17 protein-coding genes and 1 pseudogene are annotated in these 19,469 nt (G+C 71.8%); 7 read left to right on the top strand and 11 right to left on the bottom strand.

Features of this window, described 5'->3' with window-relative positions:
- Positions 1-38 precede the first annotated feature (38 nt).
- Positions 39-1,409 carry a cysteine--tRNA ligase gene (gene cysS / locus BSB02_RS05410; RefSeq protein WP_084957407.1) on the top strand — a complete coding sequence of 457 codons (1,371 nt, stop codon included), beginning with the start codon at positions 39-41 and terminating at the stop codon, positions 1,407-1,409.
- A gap of 15 nt (positions 1,410-1,424) precedes the next feature.
- Here the strand turns inward: cysS and BSB02_RS05405 are convergent, their stop codons facing one another.
- The gene (locus tag BSB02_RS05405) at positions 1,425-1,949 is read right to left on the bottom strand and encodes a pyridoxamine 5'-phosphate oxidase family protein (RefSeq protein ID WP_084957406.1); all 525 of its coding nucleotides are present in this window, start codon (positions 1,947-1,949) and stop codon (positions 1,425-1,427) included.
- Between the two features lie 82 nt (positions 1,950-2,031).
- On the opposite strand from BSB02_RS05405, the gene BSB02_RS05400 reads away from it, so the two are divergent.
- A complete protein-coding gene (locus BSB02_RS05400; protein ID WP_084957404.1) occupies positions 2,032-2,490 on the top strand; it encodes a winged helix-turn-helix transcriptional regulator in 459 nt (152 codons plus the stop codon).
- Positions 2,491-2,540: 50 nt separating this feature from the next.
- Here the strand turns inward: BSB02_RS05400 and BSB02_RS05395 are convergent, their stop codons facing one another.
- The 3 genes from BSB02_RS05395 to BSB02_RS05385 form a co-directional block, all read right to left on the bottom strand.
- Positions 2,541-3,095: a TetR/AcrR family transcriptional regulator gene (locus tag BSB02_RS05395; protein ID WP_084957402.1), complete on the bottom strand. Its 555-nt coding sequence runs from the start codon at positions 3,093-3,095 to the stop codon at positions 2,541-2,543.
- Between the two features lie 43 nt (positions 3,096-3,138).
- Positions 3,139-3,975 carry an alpha/beta fold hydrolase gene (locus BSB02_RS05390; RefSeq protein WP_084957400.1) on the bottom strand — a complete coding sequence of 279 codons (837 nt, stop codon included), beginning with the start codon at positions 3,973-3,975 and terminating at the stop codon, positions 3,139-3,141.
- 111 nt (positions 3,976-4,086) lie between these two features.
- Positions 4,087-6,390, bottom strand: a complete 2,304-nt coding sequence (locus BSB02_RS05385; protein ID WP_143590262.1) for a hypothetical protein — start codon at positions 6,388-6,390, stop codon at positions 4,087-4,089.
- Between the two features lie 275 nt (positions 6,391-6,665).
- On the opposite strand from BSB02_RS05385, the gene BSB02_RS05380 reads away from it, so the two are divergent.
- Both BSB02_RS05380 and BSB02_RS05375 read left to right on the top strand, forming a co-directional pair.
- A complete protein-coding gene (locus BSB02_RS05380) occupies positions 6,666-9,131 on the top strand; it encodes a penicillin acylase family protein (RefSeq protein ID WP_084957396.1) in 2,466 nt (821 codons plus the stop codon).
- A gap of 107 nt (positions 9,132-9,238) precedes the next feature.
- The gene (locus BSB02_RS05375) at positions 9,239-10,099 is read left to right on the top strand and encodes a hypothetical protein (protein WP_206184514.1); all 861 of its coding nucleotides are present in this window, start codon (positions 9,239-9,241) and stop codon (positions 10,097-10,099) included.
- On the opposite strand, the gene BSB02_RS05370 is transcribed toward BSB02_RS05375, so the two are convergent.
- The gene (locus BSB02_RS05370; protein WP_084957394.1) at positions 10,024-10,431 is read right to left on the bottom strand and encodes a hypothetical protein; all 408 of its coding nucleotides are present in this window, start codon (positions 10,429-10,431) and stop codon (positions 10,024-10,026) included. The genes BSB02_RS05375 and BSB02_RS05370 overlap by 76 nt on opposite strands.
- A 74-nt stretch (positions 10,432-10,505) precedes the next feature.
- Here BSB02_RS05370 and BSB02_RS42895 point away from each other — a divergent pair, with 74 nt between their 5' ends.
- A complete protein-coding gene (locus BSB02_RS42895) occupies positions 10,506-11,510 on the top strand; it encodes a hypothetical protein (RefSeq protein ID WP_206184513.1) in 1,005 nt (334 codons plus the stop codon).
- Positions 11,511-11,526: 16 nt separating this feature from the next.
- Here the strand turns inward: BSB02_RS42895 and BSB02_RS05350 are convergent, their stop codons facing one another.
- The 3 genes from BSB02_RS05350 to mshB form a co-directional block, all read right to left on the bottom strand.
- Complete coding sequence (locus BSB02_RS05350; protein WP_240506197.1) at positions 11,527-12,021, bottom strand: flavin reductase family protein; 495 nt, start codon at positions 12,019-12,021, stop codon at positions 11,527-11,529.
- A 5-nt stretch (positions 12,022-12,026) separates the two neighbouring features.
- A complete protein-coding gene (locus tag BSB02_RS05345; protein ID WP_143590260.1) occupies positions 12,027-12,422 on the bottom strand; it encodes a DUF6113 family protein in 396 nt (131 codons plus the stop codon).
- A gap of 93 nt (positions 12,423-12,515) precedes the next feature.
- Positions 12,516-13,427 (bottom strand): N-acetyl-1-D-myo-inositol-2-amino-2-deoxy-alpha-D-glucopyranoside deacetylase, encoded by a 912-nt coding sequence (gene mshB / locus BSB02_RS05340; RefSeq protein WP_084957384.1) that lies wholly within the window; start codon positions 13,425-13,427, stop codon positions 12,516-12,518.
- A gap of 23 nt (positions 13,428-13,450) precedes the next feature.
- Here mshB and BSB02_RS05335 point away from each other — a divergent pair, with 23 nt between their 5' ends.
- Complete coding sequence (locus BSB02_RS05335; protein ID WP_084957382.1) at positions 13,451-15,502, top strand: S9 family peptidase; 2,052 nt, start codon at positions 13,451-13,453, stop codon at positions 15,500-15,502.
- Positions 15,503-15,515: 13 nt separating this feature from the next.
- Here the strand turns inward: BSB02_RS05335 and BSB02_RS05330 are convergent.
- A pseudogene (locus BSB02_RS05330) lies at positions 15,516-16,460 on the bottom strand (RNA polymerase sigma factor); the annotation flags it as partial.
- Positions 16,461-16,603: 143 nt separating this feature from the next.
- Here BSB02_RS05330 and BSB02_RS05325 point away from each other — a divergent pair.
- Positions 16,604-17,236 carry a TetR/AcrR family transcriptional regulator gene (locus BSB02_RS05325; protein ID WP_084957378.1) on the top strand — a complete coding sequence of 211 codons (633 nt, stop codon included), beginning with the start codon at positions 16,604-16,606 and terminating at the stop codon, positions 17,234-17,236.
- 37 nt (positions 17,237-17,273) lie between these two features.
- Here the strand turns inward: BSB02_RS05325 and BSB02_RS05320 are convergent, their stop codons facing one another.
- Positions 17,274-17,663: an arginase family protein gene (locus BSB02_RS05320; protein WP_084957376.1), complete on the bottom strand. Its 390-nt coding sequence runs from the start codon at positions 17,661-17,663 to the stop codon at positions 17,274-17,276.
- A gap of 47 nt (positions 17,664-17,710) precedes the next feature.
- A complete protein-coding gene (locus BSB02_RS05315; RefSeq protein WP_084957374.1) occupies positions 17,711-19,468 on the bottom strand; it encodes an ABC transporter ATP-binding protein in 1,758 nt (585 codons plus the stop codon).
- Between the last annotated feature and the right edge of the window lies 1 nt (position 19,469).

Here is a 19,469-nt window from a genome sequence, read left to right as displayed (position 1 = left end):
TCTGGGTTCTGTCACACCCCGCGGCTACGCTCGAAGGCATGCTGCGGATCTACGACACCCGCACGAGGCAGGCCGAGCCGGTGCCGGTCCCTCCGGGCAGAGTCGTCAAAATGTACACCTGCGGCCCCACCGTCTACCGCTTCGCGCACGTCGGCAACCTGCGCTCCTACCTGCTGTCCGACCTCATCCGCCGGGTCATGGAACGCCACGGGGCGCGCATGGTGGTCTGCCAGAACATCACCGACGTCGGCCACCTCGTCGACGACGCGGAGATCGGCGAAGACAAGATCGTCATGCAGGCCCGCGCGGAGGGCCGCTCGACCCTCGACATCGCCCGCTTCTACGAGGACGCCTTCCGCCGCGACACCGCCGCACTCAACCTCCGCCCCCCGGAGCACACCCCCCGCGCCACCGAGACCATCGACCTGATGATCGAGCTGATCGCCAAGCTCGTCGAGAAGGGCCACGCCTACGCCGTCCCCGACGGCTCGGTGTTCTTCTCCGCCCAGTCCTTCCCGTCCTACGGCGAGATCTCCGGAAACCGGCTCGAAGACCTCAAGCCCGGGCACCGCGTCGAGGGCGCCGACCCGCGCAAGCGCTTCCACGCCGACTGGGCCCTGTGGAAGCACTCCCACCGCGAGCTCGTCTGGGAGACGCCGTGGGGCACCGGCTTCCCCGGCTGGCACATCGAGTGCTCCGCCATGTCGCTGGAGTATCTCGGCGACCGCATCGACGTCCACACCGGCGGCATCGACCTGCGCTTCCCCCACCACGAGGACGAGCGCGCCCAGTCCGACTCGGCGGCCGGGCACGAGGTCGTCACGCGCTGGGTGCACGGCGAGCACCTGCTGTTCGACGGCCGCAAGATGGCCAAGTCCACCGGCAACGTGGTGCTGCTGTCCGACGTCGCCGACCAGGGGCTGGATCCGCTGGCCGTACGGCTGGCGTTCCTGGAGCACCGCTACCGGCAGCAGATGAACCTGACCTGGGACACGCTGCGCGCCGCCGACCGCACCCTGCGCCGGTGGCGGCAGCGCGTGGCCGAGTGGGCCGAGTCGCCGTCCGCGCCGCTGTCCCAGGAGCACGTACGGCGGGCCGAGGCGGCCTTCGACGACGACCTCGACACGCCCACGGCCCTGAGGGTGCTGCGGGAGCTCGAACGCGACGAGTCGGTGCCGCCCGGGTCGCGGTTCGAGACGTTCCTCCACCTCGACCACGTGCTGGGGCTCGACCTGTCCAGCGACATCGGGAAGGTCAAGGTCCTCCCGCCGGGCGCTGCCGAGCTGCTGGAGCGGCGGGCACGGGCGCGGCAGGCCAGAGAGTGGGCCGAGTCCGACCGGCTCCGCGACGAGCTGGCGGCCATGGGCGTGAAGGTGGCCGACACCCCCGAGGGGCAGGTCTGGACCTGACCGGACCTTGATCCGTCACGCGAAGCGCCAGCGCGTGGCGGTCAGGCCGTCGGGGCCGTAGCCGTAGGCGCGCGTGGGCGTGACCCGGTAGAAGACGTACTCCGGCGAGCCGGGGAGGCCGTCGTCGTGGAACGAGCCGTCGCGGAGGGTCAGCCGCCAGCCGTACTCGGCGAGGAGCGCCTCCGCCACCCGGCGCTGCCCGGCCTCCTCGCGCACGAGCGTGGCGGCGCCCTCCACCACGAGGTCCAGCGTCTCGTCGGAGGCCGCGACGACGCAGGACGGCCGGGCCTGGAGGTTGCGCGCCTTGCGCGAGCCGGGGCGGGTGGCGAAACAGAGATCCTCGCCGGCCCAGACGAGGAGGACGGGCGCGGTGTGCGGCCGGCCGTCGGGCCGGGTCGTGGTGAGCCACACCTTCCGCGCCGCCGCGAGGCAGCGCCGTGCCTGCTCCCACGGCTTGACGGTGGCCTCGTCGCTGCTCATGGGCGTCGCGTCGGCGGGGCTGAACAGCAGTTCCGCGATGGGATCCGGGATCGTCGTCATGGCGTACTCCCCTCGTGAGTTCCTTAAGGGAACGCTAGCAGGGTAAGTTTCTTGAGGGAACTCTTCCGGTTAGGCTGGTTTCATGCAGCGCACGCGATTCGGCGACATGGCGTGTTCCATCGCCCGCACCCTCGACGTCATCGGCGAGCCGTGGTCGCCGCTGATCCTGCGGGACGTCTACGTCGGGATCAGGCGCTTCGAGCAGCTGCAGCAGGACCTCGGCATCTCGCGCAAGGTGCTGGCCGAGCGGCTCAGGTGGCTGGTGGACAACGGGGTGCTGGCGCGCACGGAGTACTCCAGCCGCCCGCCCCGGCACGAGTACACCCTGACCCAGAAGGGGCTGGAGCTGTGCGACCTGCTGATGGTCATGGTGCGGTGGGGCGATCGCTGGACGGCCGGGGAGGCGGGGCCGCCGGTGCTGTACCGGCACCACGCGTGCGGGGAGATCAGCCACGTCGAGCTGCACTGCTCGGTGTGCGACCGGCCGATGCGCGCGGGGGACGTCGACGTGCTGCCCGGCCCGGGAGCCGTGCCCGCCTGACGGGCGGTGCCCAGCTGACGGGCGGTGCTGAGCTGACGGGCGGTGCGCAGTTAACGGGCGGTGCGCAGCCTGGAGATCGCCATGCGGACCAGCAGGTCGTAGCTGTCGTCCAGCTTCTCCGGCAGGCCGAACGCGCCGGAGGCCTCCAGGACGCCGAAGCCGTGCGCCATGGCGCGCAGGCAGCGCACGGCGTGGACGGCGGCGGAGCCGTGCAGGCCGTACGCCCGCAGCGTGGCGAGGAGGATGCCGATCAGGCGCTCCCCGGCCTGGGCCGTGGCGGGGTCGGGGGCCTGGATGATGGCGGCGTAGCGGTGCGGGTGGCGCACGGCGTAGGCGCGCCAGGCTTCCATGAGGGCGCGCACGGCCTCGTCGCCGGAACGGCCCAGCACGGCCTCGGTGAGCAGGTCGGACAGCTCGTTCATGATCCGGACGGAGACCAGCGCGCGCAGTTCGGCGAGGTTGCGCACGTGCTTGTAGAGGGAGGGGATGGCGACTCCCGCGCGGGCCGCCACGGCGGCAAGGGTCAGGGCCGTGGGGCCGCCTTCGTCGACCGCCTGCAGGGCGAGGTCGACCACGGCTTCCTGGGAGAGCCCGGCTCGGGCCACGCGACGCTCCTTTCTCGGGGACCTTTTCTCGGGGACCCGCGGCCTACTTCCCGGCCCGCTCACGCAGGAAGGCGAGCATCGCGGCGGCCACCTCGGCCGGGTACTGGGCATGCGGGTAGTGCCCGGCGCCCTCGATCATCGCGACCGAGCCGAGCCCTGCGGGCATCTCGGCGACGATGCCCTCGGCCTCGGCCTCGGGGTCGGCCCAGTCGGGGTCCCGCGTGCCCATGACGACCAGTGCGGGGCACTCGAGGGCAGGCAGGTGCGCGCCCGCGTCGGTGGGCGCGGACATGCCCATCTTGGCCACCACGGCCATGCGGCCCGGCCGCCGGAGGTCGGCCTCGACGGCGGCCAGGTGAGCGGCGAAGTCGGCGGGCTTGACGCCGGGGTAGGCGTGGTCGAGGTAGCGCTTCCACAGCGCGACGCTGCGCAGCATCCCCGCGCCCATGAGCAGCGTCATGCCCCTGCGGTGGTGAGAGTCGCGCAGCAGGCCCGCCAGGTCGAGCCGCTGGGCCCGGGTAAAGGGGCCGATCTCCACGACCGCGCTCACCAGCTCCGGCTCCTGGGCGGCGGCGATGGTGGCCGCGCCGCCCGCGAACGAGTGGCCGACGACGACCGCTGGCCCGCCGAGGTGGCGGATCAGGGCCAGGATGTCGCCCGCGCTGTCGGTGCGGGTGTAGGACGGCCAGCCCGCGGTGGACTCGCCGTGGCCGCGCAGGTCCGCGGCCGCCACGCGGTACCCGGCCGCCACCAGCTCGGGGACCAGGAAACGGAAGGCGCGGCGGTTGTCTCCCATGCCGTGTGCGAGGACGACCAGCGGGCCGTCGCCCGTGACGTCGTAGGCGATCCGGCCGCCCTGGATGCTGAGCGATTCCGTCATGTTCGGTCTCCGTCCGAGGTCGGCTATCGCTGATAGCCCTAAAGCTAATGCTATTAGCCAATGCCTGTCAACGTCCTGTCAAAAGCGTCTGCCCGCGTCTGTGGGCCGTCGTCACTGGGCCTTGCGTGGTTTGCGGTAGGTGATGACCTTGTCGCCCGGTCCCGGGTACGCCATGATCAGCAGGCGCTGCGTGCCGTACTTCTCGCCCTTCCAGGGGAACCAGGCGAAGTGCACGCGGATGCGGTAGTGGCCCTTGCGGCCGTTGAGTGACAGGTCGGGCAGTTCGGTGCCGCTCAGGCCGTCGATGAAACGCATGTCGCCGGTCGGGCTGTCGTAGCCGACCTCCACGACGTGGTCCCAGCCCTTGGTCTCCACCGGCGGGCGGCGCGTGTACGTCTCCAGCGTGACGCAGACGTGGAAGTCGGAGTGCGTGTGCAGGAACAGGTGTCCCGGCCCGCCGGCGACGAGGCCGTTGTCCAGGCTTTTCTCGAACGTCCCGTCGTCTGCGGGGTCGTGGCCCTCGGTCGGCTCGTACAGCTCCAGCCCCACCTCGGGCCATTCCGGTTCCTTCAGCCGGATCGCCTTGGCGGGCTTGATGAGGGGGCGGTGGCGCGGGGTGGCGTCGCACTTGCGCCGCTCCTCCGCCTGAAATGCCGCAAACTCGCGGTCATCCGCGGCCTGCGCGGCCTTGACCGCCGCGTCGGCGGGCGGGCAGATGCCGGAGAGCTCGCCCGCCAGGCTGCGGACGTTCACCCCTTCCACAGCCTGCACGCGGGCGAGCTCGCGCGGGTCGTTGCGGGTGTAGACGGCGCACCAGCGGCGTCCGTGGGCTAAAAGCACCTGGTCGGGTGTGGTGTCCGGGAGCATGCGGTTCGAGCGCGCCGCGCAGATGAAGGCGCGTGGACCCGTCAAGGGCTGGAGCGCGGCCTGCTTCCAGGGCTCCCGCGGCACGCACTCCTCGGCCGTGGTCACCGGGCCGCGTGGCTGGTCCGCCGCCGGGAGGAAGAGCACGGCCAGGCAGGGGGCGAGGGCGGCCACGAGAACGTGGTGTCGCGGGCGCCCGGGGGGCGCTGTGCCGTACAGGGCGTGCAGGAGGAGGGCGGAGGCGGCGAGCGCGGCGCAGTACCACAGCGGCGAGATGCCGAAGGCGAGCCGGCCGTCCGCGTCCGGGGTGAACAGGCCGAACGGATAGAACCCCAGCCGATCCTCGTCCATGTCGGGGATGAGTCGCCCGTCCAAGTCGGGCTCGTAGGTGAGCGCGGAGACGGCGCCGACCGCGGCGGCGATGGACAGCGCCCAGATCGTGACGCGCAGCAGGCGCGGGGTCCCGCGCACGACCGTCAGCAGGACGAGTACGGCAGGCGCGCCGACCCCGACGAGCACGTCGACGGCGACCCACAGCAGGCCCGTCGAGTACCTCGCGAACTCGTAGAAGAAGCTCTCCACCGCGCCCCTGGGGCCGATCCAGACCGGCATGCCGTACGCCGCGAGGTTGACGGCCGCCGGGACGAGCGGGAGCACGACGGCCACGGCGGCGAGCGGCCACAGCCGGGGGTCGAGCCGCGAGGGCACGGTGATGGGCGGGCGCGCCGGAGGCGGACCGGCCAGTTCGTGAGCCGAGCGAGCCTCCCACACCATGCCGAGGACGCCCAGAATGCCCAGGAGCATGAGGATGACCAGGCGGTAATCCACGCCGCCCCAGCCGAAGAACCCGAATACGATCGACCCGGGCAACAGAGACGACAGCCACGCCGATGCCACGCCAATCCGTACGGTCGTACGGCTCCAGCGGGCATCCCTAGCCTGCCCGATCAGAACAGGGACGAGCCACAGCAGGTGGACCGCGTTTGTTGGGATGTGCCAGAGGAATTCCAGCGCCCGCGGTGCCTCGAGACCGTAGGCGACGGTGTTGACCAACTCGATGGCGGCGCCGGCCACGCCCGCCACGAGCCCCGCGAGCCGCAGCCATCGAGGCAGGCTCCCGGCGAGGACCACGAAGAACAGCCCTACGACGGCGAACTGGACGAGGTCGGCGGGCAGGCCGAACCACCACTGATACCACTGGTCGGGGATCGGCAGGCGGTACAGCAGGGAGCAGGCGACGCTGAGGTACAGGGCCGCCCGCAACAGCCGTACCGGTCTCGGCAGGCTCACCGGCTCGCCGACGAGCCGCCCGCGCAGCACCTGCCAGTAGGCCCAGCCCTGCAGTACTGCTGCCGCGACCAGGAGGGCCTCCACCCACCAGGTGGGCGGAAGGATGTCCTGATCCCGGTACGCGCCGGTGAGCGACCGCAGCAGCGAGGGGTCGCCGGTGGCCAGAGCGACGACGCCGAAGGCGACGGCGGCGGCGACGTAGCAGGCCGCGAGCAGCGCGGCGATCCGGCCGAACCGGTGGCGGCGCACAGCACCTCGCACAGGACCTCCTCGCGAGGGGGACCGGGGGGAACAAAGGCGGCCAACCCTAGCGAGCCATCGCGAAGGTGATCAAATATCGATCTCCTAACGACCCGCGTCAGCGGCGGAGGCCCGTGCGACCTGGCGGCCATGGGACGACCGGGTCGTGCGCCACACCTCACGCGGAAGTTATCCACAGGCGAGATCGCCACGGTCCTCGCACCCGCGAAGTCCTGCCAAACTTGGTGCGGATCCAGGTCGAGGGAGGTTCCGTGAGGTTGAGGCCATATGCGTGGATGCCGGGGCCGCTGCGCTGGCTCGCGCGCGTGCTGACCGTCCTCCTCGCGCTCGCCCTCGTCCTGACCGGCGTGGTCGTCTGGACGGTCCGCCAGTCCTTCCCCCAGCTGGAGGGCACGCTCAGGGTGCCGGGCCTGTCGGCCGCGGTGGAGGTCTACCGCGACAGGTTCGGCATCCCCCACATCTACGCCGACACGCCCGAGGACCTTTTTCTCGCGCAGGGATATGTCCACGCCCAGGACCGCTTCTGGGAGATGGACTTCCGCCGCCACGTCACCGCGGGCCGCCTGTCGGAGCTGTTCGGCAGGTCGACCCTCGACCAGGACAAGGCCATCAGGACGATGGGCTGGCGCCGGGTCGCGGAGAAGGAGCTCCCCGAGCTGAGGGAGTCGACGAGGCGCTATCTCGACGCCTACGCCGAGGGCGTCAACGCCTGGCTGGCGGCCCACCCCGACGCCTCCGCCCGCAGCTTCGAGTATTCCGTGCTCAAGCTGACCAACCGCGACTACCGGCCGGAGAAGTGGACAGCGGTGGACTCGGTGGCGTGGCTGAAGGCCATGGCGTGGGACCTGCGGTCCAACGTCGAGACGGAGATCGACAGGGCGCTGACCGCGACGCGGCTGCCTCCGCAGCGGGTGGCGCAGCTGTTCCCGGAGTATCCCTTCGACCGCCACGACCCGATCGTCACCCAGGGCGCGATCTCCGGCGACCGGTTCGACCCCCAGGCCATGCCCGGCGACGCCGACGCCGCGCTGATCGAGACGGCCGCCGAGACACTCCAGGCCGTCCCCGACCTGATGAGCAGCCGTGACCGCGACGGCATCGGCTCCAACTCCTGGGTCGTCTCCGGCGACCACACCACGACCGGCAAGCCGATCCTGGCCAACGACCCGCACCTGTCGGCGACGATGCCGAGCGTGTGGTACCAGGCCGGGCTGCACTGCCGGACGAAGTCGCAGGAGTGCCCCTTCGACCTGACCGGCTTCACGTTCTCCGGCGTCCCCGGCGTGATCATCGGGCACAACGACCGCATCGCCTGGGGCTTCACCAACCTCGGGCCCGACGTGGCCGACCTGTTCCTGGAGAAGGTCGAGGGCGACACCTACCTGTACAAGGGGGAGACGCGCCCGCTGGAGAAGCGCACGGAGACGATCAAGGTGGCGGGCGGCGACCCCGTTACCCTGGAGGTGCGCAGCACGGTCCACGGCCCGCTGGTCGGCGAGGTGCTCAAGATCGACCCCGGCGCGGAGGCCAACGCCGTCGCGCTGCAGTGGACGGCGCTGACGCCCGGCGCCAGCGCCGACGCCATCTTCGCGATGAACGAGGCGCGCGACTGGCACGAGTTCCGCGCCGCCGCCTCGCTGTTCGAGGTGCCCGCGCAGAATCTGATCTACGCCGACGTCGACGGCAGGATCGGCTACCAGGCGCCCGGCCGCATCCCGGTGCGGCTGAAGGGCGACGGCACCGTGCCGGTGCCCGGCTGGACCGGGGAGTACGACTGGAAGCCGGCGCCCATCCCGTTCGACCAGCTCCCGTCCGTGACCGATCCGCCCGAGGGCTACATCGTCACGGCCAACAACGCGGTCATCGACTCCCGGCGCTACGGCCCGCTGCTCACCAAGGACTGGGCGTACGGCTACCGCTCCCAGCGCATCATCGAGCGCATCAAGCAGGCGCTGCAGAAAGGCAAGATCAGCGCCCAGACCATGGCGGAGATCCAGCAGGACTCCCACAACGGCCTGGCCGCCACGCTCGTCCCCCACCTCATGCGGGTGCCCCTGGCCGGCCCCGCCGCCGAGGCGCGGAAGCTGCTCGAAGGCTGGGACGGCTGGCAGACCGTGAGCTCGCGCCCGGCCGCGTACTTCAACGCGGTGTGGCGCCACCTGCTCAAGCTGACTTTCGACGACGAGCTGCCCGCCCAGGCCCGCCCCACCGGCGGCGACCGGTGGTTCGAGGTGGTCAGGAGCCTGCTCGACCGGCCGGACGACCCGTTCTGGGACGACGTCCGCACACCGGTCAAGGAGACGCGCGACGACATGCTGCGACTGGCCATGGTCGACGCCTACGAGGAGGTCGGCGCCGACACCCCGTGGGGCGAGGTGCACACGCTCACGCTGACCAACCAGACGTTCGGCAGTTCGGGGATCGCGCCCATCGAGATGCTTTTCAACCGGGGACCCTTCGGCGTGCCCGGCAACAAGGACGCGGTCAACGCCACCGGCTGGAACGTGCAGAGGGGCTACGAGATCACGGCCGTGCCGTCGATGCGCATGGTCGTGGACCTGGCGGACATGGACAAGTCCGGCTGGATCAACCTCACGGGCGCCTCGGGCCACGCCTACCACGACAACTACTGGGACCAGACGGCGTTGTGGACGAAGGGCGAGTTGTTGCCGATGTACTCCAAGCCGGAGTCGGTCAAGAAGGCCGCCACGCACACGCTGCGCCTGGTCCCGGGCTCATAGCCGCCGCGGGGACGACGCAGCATGCCCCTTCAGTCATCCCGGCGTCGTACCCCGGGTCGAGACCACGAGCCGACGCCGGAGCCCGCCCGCAGGCGGACGATCGACCCATGACCCGACTGTGGTACCTCATCGGACTGCTGCTCCTCGCCTCCGGCCTGGCACACCTCGGCGTCCTGGCCGTCACCGGAGGCCCGTGGGACGGCCCGGTGTCCTTCCGCAAGCCGTTCACGTTCGGCATCAGCTTCGGGGTGAGCGTGCTGACCCTCGCCTGGGTCGCCGGGCACGTCCGCACGCGGTGGCGGAACCTCCTCCTCGGCGCCTTCGCCACCGCCTCCACACTGGAGGTCGCCCTCATCACCATGCAGGCCTGGCGAGGCGTGCCGTCCCACTTCAACCAGGAGACGGCCTTCGACGCCCTCGTCAGCCGCGGGCTGGCGATCGGCGGCGGCGTGCTGATCGCGGTCGTGGTCGCCTTCACCGTGGCCGCGTTCCGCCCCGACCCGGACGTCTCCCCGAGCATGCGGCTTGCCGTACGGGCCGGGTTCGTCACCCTGCTGGCCGCCATGGCGTTCGGCGGCGTGATGATCGCCCGTGGGATGGTCGAGGTCGCCACGGGCAACGCCCAGCTCGCCTACACGGTGGCCGGGTCGATGAAGCCCGCCCACGCCGTCCTCATGCACGGCCTCCTGCTGCTGCCCGCGCTGGCCGCCCTGCCCCTCCCCGAGGCCAGGAGGCTGCGGCTGGTGCGGCTGGCCTGCCTGCTGTACGGCGTGGCGGCCGCGGCCGTCTCCGTGCTCGCCGCCCTGGGGATCACCGCCGCCGGCCCCTCGACGGCCTCCGTGCTGTGCGCGGGAGCGGTGAGCGGTCTGGGCATCGGCGCCCTGGCCTGGACCTACCTCGACCACCACGGCCCGCGCCGCGCGTACCCGCCGTCGTCGAGGTTCGCCAGCCGCTCGAACGGGTTGTAGGACGCCTGGTCCCCGCAGATGGCCATCGACACGGCCATGGCCAGCACGTACAGCGGCAACATCGGCAGGCCCACGCAGAACGCCCACTGCGTGGCGTGCCGCCCCTCGTGGACGATCAGGCGCTCGCTCAGCTGCGAGTGCCTGGTCACCACGACGTTGCCGACCGTGAAGGCGCCCGCGATCGGGAAGCGGTAGCGGTAGCCGTACGCCAGGATCAGCCCGTCGGGTCCCGGCGCGAGCCGCGCCCGGCCCACGGCGGCGATCAGCAGGCCGAGCGGGGTGGAGAGGTTGACGAGGTTCAGGACCCGCCGGATCCGGTAGCGCCGCTTCACGGATTCAGTATTGACCGGACCTGCCGCCCCAGGATAATGATCCACGTCCTGACATATCCCCCATGAGCAGGATCATGAGACTCATCATCCTGGCCACGCTGGTCGGCACGATGGCGCTCGCGGCCGCCGGAGGTCTGGCCGTGACGACCGCGTCCACCGCCTCGTTCGACCCCCAGCCGACGATCATCTTCGCGCCGACGCCGAGCCCCACGCCCACGACGACCAAGGTCCCCTACACCGCGACCACCAAGATCGTGAAACGGAAGGGCGTGTCCTACCTGGACGTCTCGATCCGGTACGGCGGAGCCGCCCGGTTCACGGTCAAGCAGCGGGTGTGCACGAAGACCGCGAAGAAGAAGCCGTCCTGCCGTACGGCGACCGCCGAGCTGGCGGTGACGACGGGCGCCGGGACGACGAGCAGGAAGCTCGGCAAGGGCTTCTACTCGCTGAGCGGCAAGCCCAAGATCTCGGTCAAGGTGCTGCCCTGGCCGACCAGGACCGTCACGGCCACGCCGAAGGTCACGGCCACCACGACCGTGACCACGGGTCCCACGGTCACGCAGTCGGCCGCGGGGCCGACGACCACCATCACCGTCGAGGCGACGATCACGGCCACGGTGACGGTCACCCCGGATCCGGTCACGGTGACGGTGACGGCCGAACCCACCGAACCCACCGGGCCGACCGAACCCACCGAACCCACCGGGCCGACCGAGCCCACGGGCGCCACCGTGACGGTCACCGTCGCGCCGCCGCCCAACAAGGGCTGCGACGCGCCGTGGAACCCCTACCGCTTCCACTACTGCGCCCCCAATCAGGACCCGCTGGTCACGAGCCCGCCCGCGGAGGTGTGCACGTACTTCGACTGCGCCGCCACCCCGCTGCCCTCGGTGAGCGGCGGCCGGATGGTGGTGTGTAAGGACGGCAAGGTCACGATGTCGGGCGACACGGCGGACGGCTGCGCCGAGCACGGCGGCTCGAAGGCGGACGTGCGCGTCGCCCCCGAGCCCCCGCAGCCCGGGCAGCCCCAGCAACTCCAGCAGCCCGGCCCGCGGCTGACGGGCCCGCCGGGCGGGTGAGTCACAAAGTGTTGAGTCACAAAGTGCGGTAGCGGCCCTCGTGGAAGATCAGGGGGGCCGCCTCCTCCACCGGGGTGGCGAGCGAGGTGACCTCGCCGACGACGATCGAGTGGTCTCCCGCCTCGTGGACCGCCCAGGTGCGGCACTCCAGCGTCGCGATCGCGGCGTCGAACAGCGTGACCCCGGAGGGGCCGTGGTGGTGCGGCCACTGCTTCAGCCGCGCCGCGACCGGGCGGCCGGGCTCGGAGAAGTACCGGGAGGCGTCCTCCATCGAGGCGGGCAGCACGGACACGCCCCACACGCCGGAGTCCAGGACCAGCTCGCGGAACCGGGACCGCTTGTCCGCGCAGAACAGCACGAGCAGGGGGTCGAGCGAGACCGATGTGAAGGAGTTGACCGTCATCGCGTGGTCGACCTCGCCGAGCCGGGTGGTGACGATGACGACGCCGGTGGCGAACCGTCCGACGACGCGCCGGTAGATCTTCGCGTCGATGGAGAAGCCCTGATGCACGCTGGCTACTTTATGCCGCCGTTTCCGGAGTATCCCCGCAGGAGCCACGAACCCCCGGAGGAGGGCGCGAGCAGGAACGCCACCGCGATCGCCCCCAGTCCCCCGTAGACGTAGACGGTCCCGGCGGGATGGGTGAACACGACGTCGCCCGCGGCGGGGGTGATGGCCAGCACCATGGTGACGGGCAGCCAGCCCACGGCCACGGCGGCGGCGCCGGCCTTCGAGCGCATCATCCGGCCGGCGCCGAAGCTCACGGCGAACAGGACCACCACCCAGCCGCAGGCCACGACGGGCAGCACGCAGGAGACCGGCACGTCGTGGGTGAAGGCGCCCACCACGCCCAGCACGGCGCCCAGCACGAACAGCATGCCGTACGCCATCCCCGACAGAGCCGCCTCCATGGACGACGAGGGTACCAATGGCCCCGCCCGCCGACGGGGCCGCGCCACGAGCGCCTGCCGCGCCGCCGAGCCGATCAGTCCACGTCGAGCCGATCAGTCCACGTCGAGCCCGGCGAACAGGTCGGTCTCGCGCGTCCACGGCTCGCCCAGGCCGCCCGCCTCGATCGGCGCGCCGGGACCGGCCGGGCCGCGCACCCCGCGGTGCAGGATGTAGTGCTCCACCCCCAGCGCCTCCTGCCCGATGTTGTTCGACAGCGCGAACCACGGGTCGCTCACGCTGATCTGCGTCGCGTGGGCCCGCATCGCGTCAAGCTTGTGCTTGACGTACGGCCGGGCGTCGATCTCCGTGGTGACCTCCTCGTCGGCGCAGCCGAACGGCAGGTCGTCCACGTCCTCGACCATGAACTCGACGTCCGCCTCCCGCATGCTCTCGGCCATGCGCCGCAGCACCGACCTGGGCACCGCCGTGAAGTAGAACTTGGCGATCCGCCACGGCTCGCCCTCGCCGAACGCGGGATCGGCGGCCAGCTCGTAGGCCCGCCAGGCCACCCGGTGGGCCTGGATGTGGTCGGGATGGCCGTAGAAGCCGTTGTCGTCGTAGGTGACCAGGACCTGGGGGCACACCTCGCGGATGACCTTGACCAGCTCGCCCGCCGCCTCGTCCAGGTCGGCCTGCCAGAAGGCGTCCGGGCGGTCGTTGGTGGCCGCGCCCATCATGCCGGAGTCGCGCCAGCGGCCGGGGCCGCCGAGGAAGCGGTGGTCGCTCACGCCGAGCGCCCGGCAGGCGGCCTCCAGCTCGCCGATGCGGTGCTGGCCCAGCGTGTCGTCGCGGTCGGCGGCCAGGTGGGCCAGCTCGGGCGGGATGACCTCGCCCTCCTCGCCCAGGGTGCAGGTCACCAGCGTGACGTGGGCGCCCTCCGCGGCGTACTTGGCCATGGTGGCGCCGGTGCCGATCGACTCGTCGTCAGGGTGGGCGTGCACGAGCAGCAGGCGTCGATCAGTCATGGGGCCAGCCTAGGATACGGCTCATGAGCTTCCCTCGACTGCAGGCCAGGACCCGTCGCTTCACGCTGGGGGTGCCGCGCGGCTTCACCGTCGCGCCCGACGGCGGCAAGGTGGTGTTCCTCCGCACGCGGTCCGGCACCGATCCGGTGACCTGCCTGTGGGAGCTCGACATCGCGACGCGGGCCGAGCGGCTGGTGGTGGATCCCCGGACGCTGCTGGCGCAGGACGAGGAGAACCTGCCGCCCGAGGAGCGGGCGCGGCGCGAGCGTTCCCGCGAGCAGGCGGGCGGCATCGTCGCCTACGCCACGGACCGGGCCGTCACCAGGGCGGTCTTCGCCCTGTCGGGCGAGCTGTTCGTGACCGACCTGGCCTCCGGGGAGACCGCCCGGCTGGAGACCCCGGGCGGCGTCATCGACCCCCGCCTGTCGCCCGACGGCCGGTATGTCGCCTACGTCGCCTCGGGCGCGCTCCACGTGCAGGAGCTGTCGAGCGGCGAGGACCGCGTGCTGGCCGTGCCGGAGAGCGACACCGTCACCTACGGCCTGGCCGAGTTCATCGCCGCCGAGGAGATGGACCGGATGCGCGGCTACTGGTGGTCGCCCGCGAGCGACGCGCTGCTGGTCGAGCGGGCCGACGTGGCGCCGGTGCGCGTGTGGCACATCGCGGATCCGGCCAACCCCGACCGGCCGCCGGTCGAGCAGCGCTACCCGTCGGCCGGAACCGCCAACGCCGTCACCGAGCTGTTCGTCATCGGACTGGACGGCTCGCGGGTGCCGGTGCCGTACGAGGAGGAGTACCTCGCGGCCGCCGCGTGGGACGAGCACGCGCTGTCCGTCGTGACGCTCACGCGCGACCAGAAGACGCTGCGGCTGTTCGCGGTGGATCCGGCGACCGGCACCTCCTCCCCGGTGCGCGAGGAGACCGACCCCGCGTGGGTGGACATCGGCCACGGCGTGCCGCGCCACCTCGACGACGGCGCGCTGGTCTGGCTGTCGCGCAACCAGCTGTTCGTGGGCGACCGCGCGGTCACGCCGCCCACGATGGTGGTCCGCGAGGTCCTCGACGTCGACCGCGACACGGTGCTGTTCCGGGCCAGCGGCGGCGACCCCACCGAGATCCAGCTGTGGACCTGGGACGGCCACTCCCTGCTGCCGGTCTCCACGCGCCCGGGCGTCTACTCGGGCCGCCTGGCGGGCGGGGTCGGCGTGCTGACCGAGCAGACGCTGGAGACCGAAGGCGTCTCCACCGTCGTCGTGCTGCCCGACGGGACGGCCGTCCCGATCCCGTCGCTGGCCGAGCGGCCGGGCCTGGACCTGCGCGTCTCGATCGGCCGGGCGGGCCGCCGCGAGCTGGCCACCGCCGTCGTCCTGCCCTCGTGGTACGAGCCGGGCTCACGCCGCCTGCCCGTCCTCCTCGACCCGTACGGCGGGCCGCACGCCCAGCGCGTCCTGGCCGCCCAGAGCATGTACCTGACCAGCCAGTGGTTCGCCGACCAGGGCTTCGCGGTCGTCGTGACCGACGGGCGCGGCACGCCGGGCCGCGGCGCCGACTTCGAGCGCGCGGTCCTGCACGACCTGGCCACCCCGGTGCTGGAGGACCAGGTCGACGCCCTGCACGCGGTCGCGGAGCAGTACCCCGACCTGGACCTGTCCCGGGTGGGCATCCGGGGCTGGTCGTTCGGCGGCTACCTGGCGGCGCTGGCGGTCCTGCGCCGTCCGGACGTCTTCCACGCGGCCGTCGCGGGGGCTCCGGTGACGGACTGGCGGCTGTACGACACCTGCTACACCGAGCGCTACCTCGGCCATCCGGACGAGCAGCCGGAGGTCTACGACCGGTCCTCGCTGTTCGGGGACGTGGCCAAGCTGGAGCGGCCGCTCATGCTCATCCACGGGCTGGCCGACGACAACGTGGTCGCGGCCCACACGCTGCGGCTGTCGTCGGCGCTGCTGGCGGCCGGGCGGGCGCACACCGTGCTGCCGCTGTCGGGGGTCACGCACATGACGCCGCAGGAGGTGGTGGCGGAGAACCTGCTGCTGCTCCAGGTGGACTTCCTCAAGAAGGCGCTCGACGCCTGAGACCCGGGGCCTCTCAGTCGAGGTAGTCCCGCAGCGACATGGCGCGGCTCGGGTGACGCAGCTTGCTCATCGTCTTGGCCTCGATCTGCCGGATGCGTTCCCGGGTGACCCCGTACACCTTGCCGATCTCGTCCAGGGTCTTCGGCTCGCCGTCGGCCAGGCCGTACCGCATCGCGATCACGCCCGCCTCCCGCTCGGTGAGGCCGCCCAGGATCTCCCGGAGCTGGTCGCGCAGCAGGTCGTGCCCGATGACGTCCACGGGGTCGCCGGCCTCGACGTCCTCGATGAGGTCGCCGAGCTCGGTGTCGCCCTCCTCGCCGAGCTGGATGCTCAAGGAGATCGGCTCGCGTGCGTAGCCGCGGATCTCCTTGACCTTCTCGGCGGTCAGCTCCGCGTGGCGAGCGATCTCCTCGTCGGAGGGCTCGCGGCCGAGCGACTGGAACAGCTCGCGCTGCGCCCGGTTCACCTTGTTGATCAGCTCGGTCATGTGGACCGGGATGCGGATCGTGCGGGACTGGTCGGCCAGCGCCCGGCCGATGGCCTGCTTGATCCACCAGGTGGCGTAGGTGGAGAACTTCAGCCCCAGCTTGTGGTCGAACTTCTCCACCGCCCGCATCAGCCCCATGTTGCCCTCCTGGATCAGGTCGAGCAGGGGCAGGCCGCGCCCGGTCTGGCGCTTGGCGATCGAGACGACCAGGCGCAGGTTGGCCTCGATCATCTGGTCCCTGGCCAGGCGGCCGTCGGCGGCGATCCACTCCAGGTCGGCGCGGTCCTGCTGGGACAGGGTGTCGCGCTCGCGGTCCAGGCGCTCCTGGGCGAACAGGCCGGCCTCGATGCGCTCGCCGAGAGCCACCTCCTGCCGGGCGTCGAGCAGCCGGATCTTGCCGATCTGCTTGAGGTAGTCCTTGACCGGGTCGGTGGTCGCGGTCGGGGTCGGGGTGGCTGCCATGGGGACCTCCCGGGGATGGGCGGGCGAACGGCGGGCGGCGGTGGCGGGCAGTTTGGTCCGGATCGACTCTCGCATGCGACCTTTCCCGGCGGGCGGAACTTACGACAGTGGTAAGATTATGACCGAGGTATCGAATCGTCAAGAGGAAATTTATGTCCGACGTAAAAATCTTGGGCCTGCGGGAGCTGAAGAAGCGGGAGACCCGCCAGGAGATCTCCGACCAGGCCACCCGCCTGTTCATCGAGCGCGGCTTCGAGGAGACGACGATCGCCGAGATCGCCGAGGCCGCGCGGGTGGCCAAGAAGACCGTCACGAACTACTTCCCGCGCAAGGAGGATCTGGCCTTCGACCACCACGAGGAGTTCGTGGCCACCCTGGCCGGGATCGTGGCCGGCAGGCCGCAGGGAGAGTCCGCCCTCGCCGCGCTCAGGAGGGCCTTCCTGGAGGCGGCCGAGCGGCAGGACCCGATGCTCGGGTTCACCCGGGACGGCTTCGGGCGGATGATCGTGGAGTCGCCGACGCTCGTGGCACGCCTGCGCGAGCTGCTGGAGCAGCGGGAGGAGGCGCTCGCCCGGGTGCTGGCGGCGGAGACGGGCGATGAGGGCATGGTGCCCCGGGTGGTGGCGGCGCAGCTCGCCGCCCCCTACCGGGTCCTGCTTCGGCGGATCATGGAGCTCACCTTGGAGGGGGTGGACAACGCGCGGATCGCCGAGATCGTGGCGGAGTCCGCGCGTGAGGTGTTCGATCTCATGGAGCCGTCGCTCGGGAGCTATGCGGTGCGCTGAGCCAGGCCATCGCCCCGGGCGTTCCAGGGAGGGGCCGTCAGCGCGTCAACGCGGCGCCCAGCCGGCGGATGATCTCCGCCTCGTCCGGGTCGACGTCGTCGCCGGACGGCGCGTGTTCGGTGATCGCCGCCCCGACGATGTCGTCTATCTGGGAGACGAGGTCGACCAGCCGCTGGGGCGGCACGCCGTCCGGCTCGGGATAGCAGGTCGCGCCGAAGGCGGTGGGCTCCAGGACGTCGAGGTCGATGTGGACGTAAACCGGGCCCCGCAGGCCGTCCAGGACGCGCTCCAGGTCGGCGACGCCGTACCTGCGAAGGCCGGTCTTCGCGAGGTATTCGTGCTCGGACACGTCGCCCGCCCGCTCTCCAGCGATGATCACCTGCCGCGGTGACAGCGGCCGCTCCGGCGTGAGCCCGGCGGATTGCATCGAGCGGCAATGATAAGCGCACCTATGATAGGCACGCTTATCATTGCCTACCGCGACGGCGACGGCGCGCCGTGCCAGCTCTCCCACAGAGCCGCGTAGGATCCGCCGGCCGCCACCAGCTCCTCGTGCGATCCCAGCTCGCTGATCCGCCCGTCCTCCACCACGGCCACCCGGTCCGCGTCGTGGGCCGTGTAGAGGCGGTGCGCGATCGCGATGACGGTCCGCCCCTGGAGGACCGCCGCCAGCGACCGCTCCAGGTGCCGGGCCGCACGCGGGTCGATGAGCGAGGTCGCCTCGTCCAGCACCAGCGTGTGCGGGTCCGCCAGCACCAGCCGGGCCAGCGCCAGCTGCTGGGCGTGCGCCGGGGAGATCGCCGTCCCGCCGGACCCGACGACCGTGTCGAGCCCGTCGGGCAGCGCCAGCACCCAGTCCAGCGCGTCGACGGCCCGCAGCGCGTCGAGGATCTCCTCCGCCGACGCCGAGGGCCGGGCGATGAGCAGGTTGTCGCGCAGCGTGCCCTTGAACACGTGGTGCTCCTGCGTGACCAGCGCGACGTGGCCGCGCAGCTCGTCCAGCGGCAGCTCCACCAGCGGCACCCCGCCCACGGTCACCGACCCGGAGCGCGGCCCGTGGATGCCCGCGAGCAGCCGCCCGAGCGTCGACTTGCCCGCTCCCGACGGGCCGACCATGGCCAGCCGCTCCCCCGGCGCGACCGTCAACGACACGCCGTGCAGCACGTCACGCCCCTCCCGGTAGGCGTACCGCACGTCGGTCGCGGCCAGCACCTCGGAGGCCGGCCGGGCCGTACCCACGGCGCGGTCGTCGGGCACGCTCGCCACGCCCAGCAGGCGCGCCATCGCGGCCCCGCCGACCTGGAGCTCGTCGATCCACATGAGGAACCGGTCGAGCGGGTCCACCAGCTGGAGCGCGTAGAGCACGGCCGCCGTGACCTGCGCCAGCGACACCCAGCCCTGGATGTAGAACAGGCCGCCGAACAGCAGCGTGGCCACGATCAGCACGCCGTAGCTCATCTCCACCGCCGGGAACCACACCGTGCGCAGCCCCAGCGTGTACCGCTCGGCCGCCCACGACCTGGCGATGTCGGCGTCGGTACGGCGGCGCCGCCGCTCGGCCAGGCCCAGCGCCTCCACGGCCCTGGCGCCCTCGACGGTCTCCGCCAGCCCCTCGGTCATCTCGGCGTAGGCCGCGTTCTCCCGCAGGTAGCCGTCGCGGGCCCGCCTGAGGTACCAGCGCGTGGAGATCCACAGGACGGGCGCGGCCAGCAGCAGCGGGGCGGCCAGCAGCGGCCCCACCAGCACCAGCGCGCCCAGCGTGATCGTGCAGGTGACGAGCGCGATCAGCGTCTCGGGCACGGCGTGCCGCACGGTCCTGGACAGCGAGTCCACATCGCGCGAGGTCCGCGTGATGAGGTCGCCGGAGCCCGCCCGCTCCACGGTGGACAGCGGCAGGCCCAGCACCCGCTCCACGAAGTCCTCGCGCAGCTCGGCCAGCACCTTCTCGCCCAGCCTGGCGGAGGCCAGCACGGCGTAGCGCACGAGCACGGCCTGCAGCACCAGGAAGGCGGCGATGGCCAGGCCCACCAGCGGGATGTCGACGTCCGCGCCGTCCCGCACGCGCTGCACGAGCTGGCCCAGCTGCCAGGGCACGGCCAGCCCGGCGACGGCCGACAGGCCGTGCAGGAGCAGCGCGACGGTCAACTGGCGCGGGTACTTGAGCGTCAGCCGCCTGGCGTAGGCGCGGACCTGCGCCTGATCGGCGACGGGCAGGATGGCCCGCTTGCTCACG

The organism is Thermoactinospora rubra, assembly GCF_002093975.1.
Classification (GTDB): domain Bacteria; phylum Actinomycetota; class Actinomycetes; order Streptosporangiales; family Streptosporangiaceae; genus Nonomuraea; species Nonomuraea rubra_A.
Note: the sequence above shows the minus strand (reverse complement) of the source record. Positions and strands in the feature narration are given on the sequence as shown.

Excerpts from the sequence above, each read along its gene's own strand:
- BSB02_RS05335 (WP_084957382.1), top strand. The coding sequence starts at position 13,451 with ATGAGCTTCCCTCGACTGCAGGCCAGGACCCGTCGCTTCACGCTGGGG.
- mshB (WP_084957384.1), bottom strand. The coding sequence starts at position 13,427 with ATGACTGATCGACGCCTGCTGCTCGTGCACGCCCACCCTGACGACGAG.
- BSB02_RS05405 (WP_084957406.1), bottom strand. The coding sequence starts at position 1,949 with ATGACGACGATCCCGGATCCCATCGCGGAACTGCTGTTCAGCCCCGCC.
- cysS (WP_084957407.1), top strand. The coding sequence starts at position 39 with ATGCTGCGGATCTACGACACCCGCACGAGGCAGGCCGAGCCGGTGCCG.
- BSB02_RS05380 (WP_084957396.1), top strand. The coding sequence starts at position 6,666 with ATGCCGGGGCCGCTGCGCTGGCTCGCGCGCGTGCTGACCGTCCTCCTC.
- BSB02_RS05375 (WP_206184514.1), top strand. The coding sequence starts at position 9,239 with ATGACCCGACTGTGGTACCTCATCGGACTGCTGCTCCTCGCCTCCGGC.
- BSB02_RS05400 (WP_084957404.1), top strand. The coding sequence starts at position 2,032 with ATGCAGCGCACGCGATTCGGCGACATGGCGTGTTCCATCGCCCGCACC.
- BSB02_RS05320 (WP_084957376.1), bottom strand. The coding sequence starts at position 17,663 with ATGCAATCCGCCGGGCTCACGCCGGAGCGGCCGCTGTCACCGCGGCAG.
- BSB02_RS05345 (WP_143590260.1), bottom strand. The coding sequence starts at position 12,422 with ATGGAGGCGGCTCTGTCGGGGATGGCGTACGGCATGCTGTTCGTGCTG.
- BSB02_RS42895 (WP_206184513.1), top strand. The coding sequence starts at position 10,506 with ATGAGACTCATCATCCTGGCCACGCTGGTCGGCACGATGGCGCTCGCG.
- BSB02_RS05325 (WP_084957378.1), top strand. The coding sequence starts at position 16,604 with ATGTCCGACGTAAAAATCTTGGGCCTGCGGGAGCTGAAGAAGCGGGAG.
- BSB02_RS05390 (WP_084957400.1), bottom strand. The coding sequence starts at position 3,975 with ATGACGGAATCGCTCAGCATCCAGGGCGGCCGGATCGCCTACGACGTC.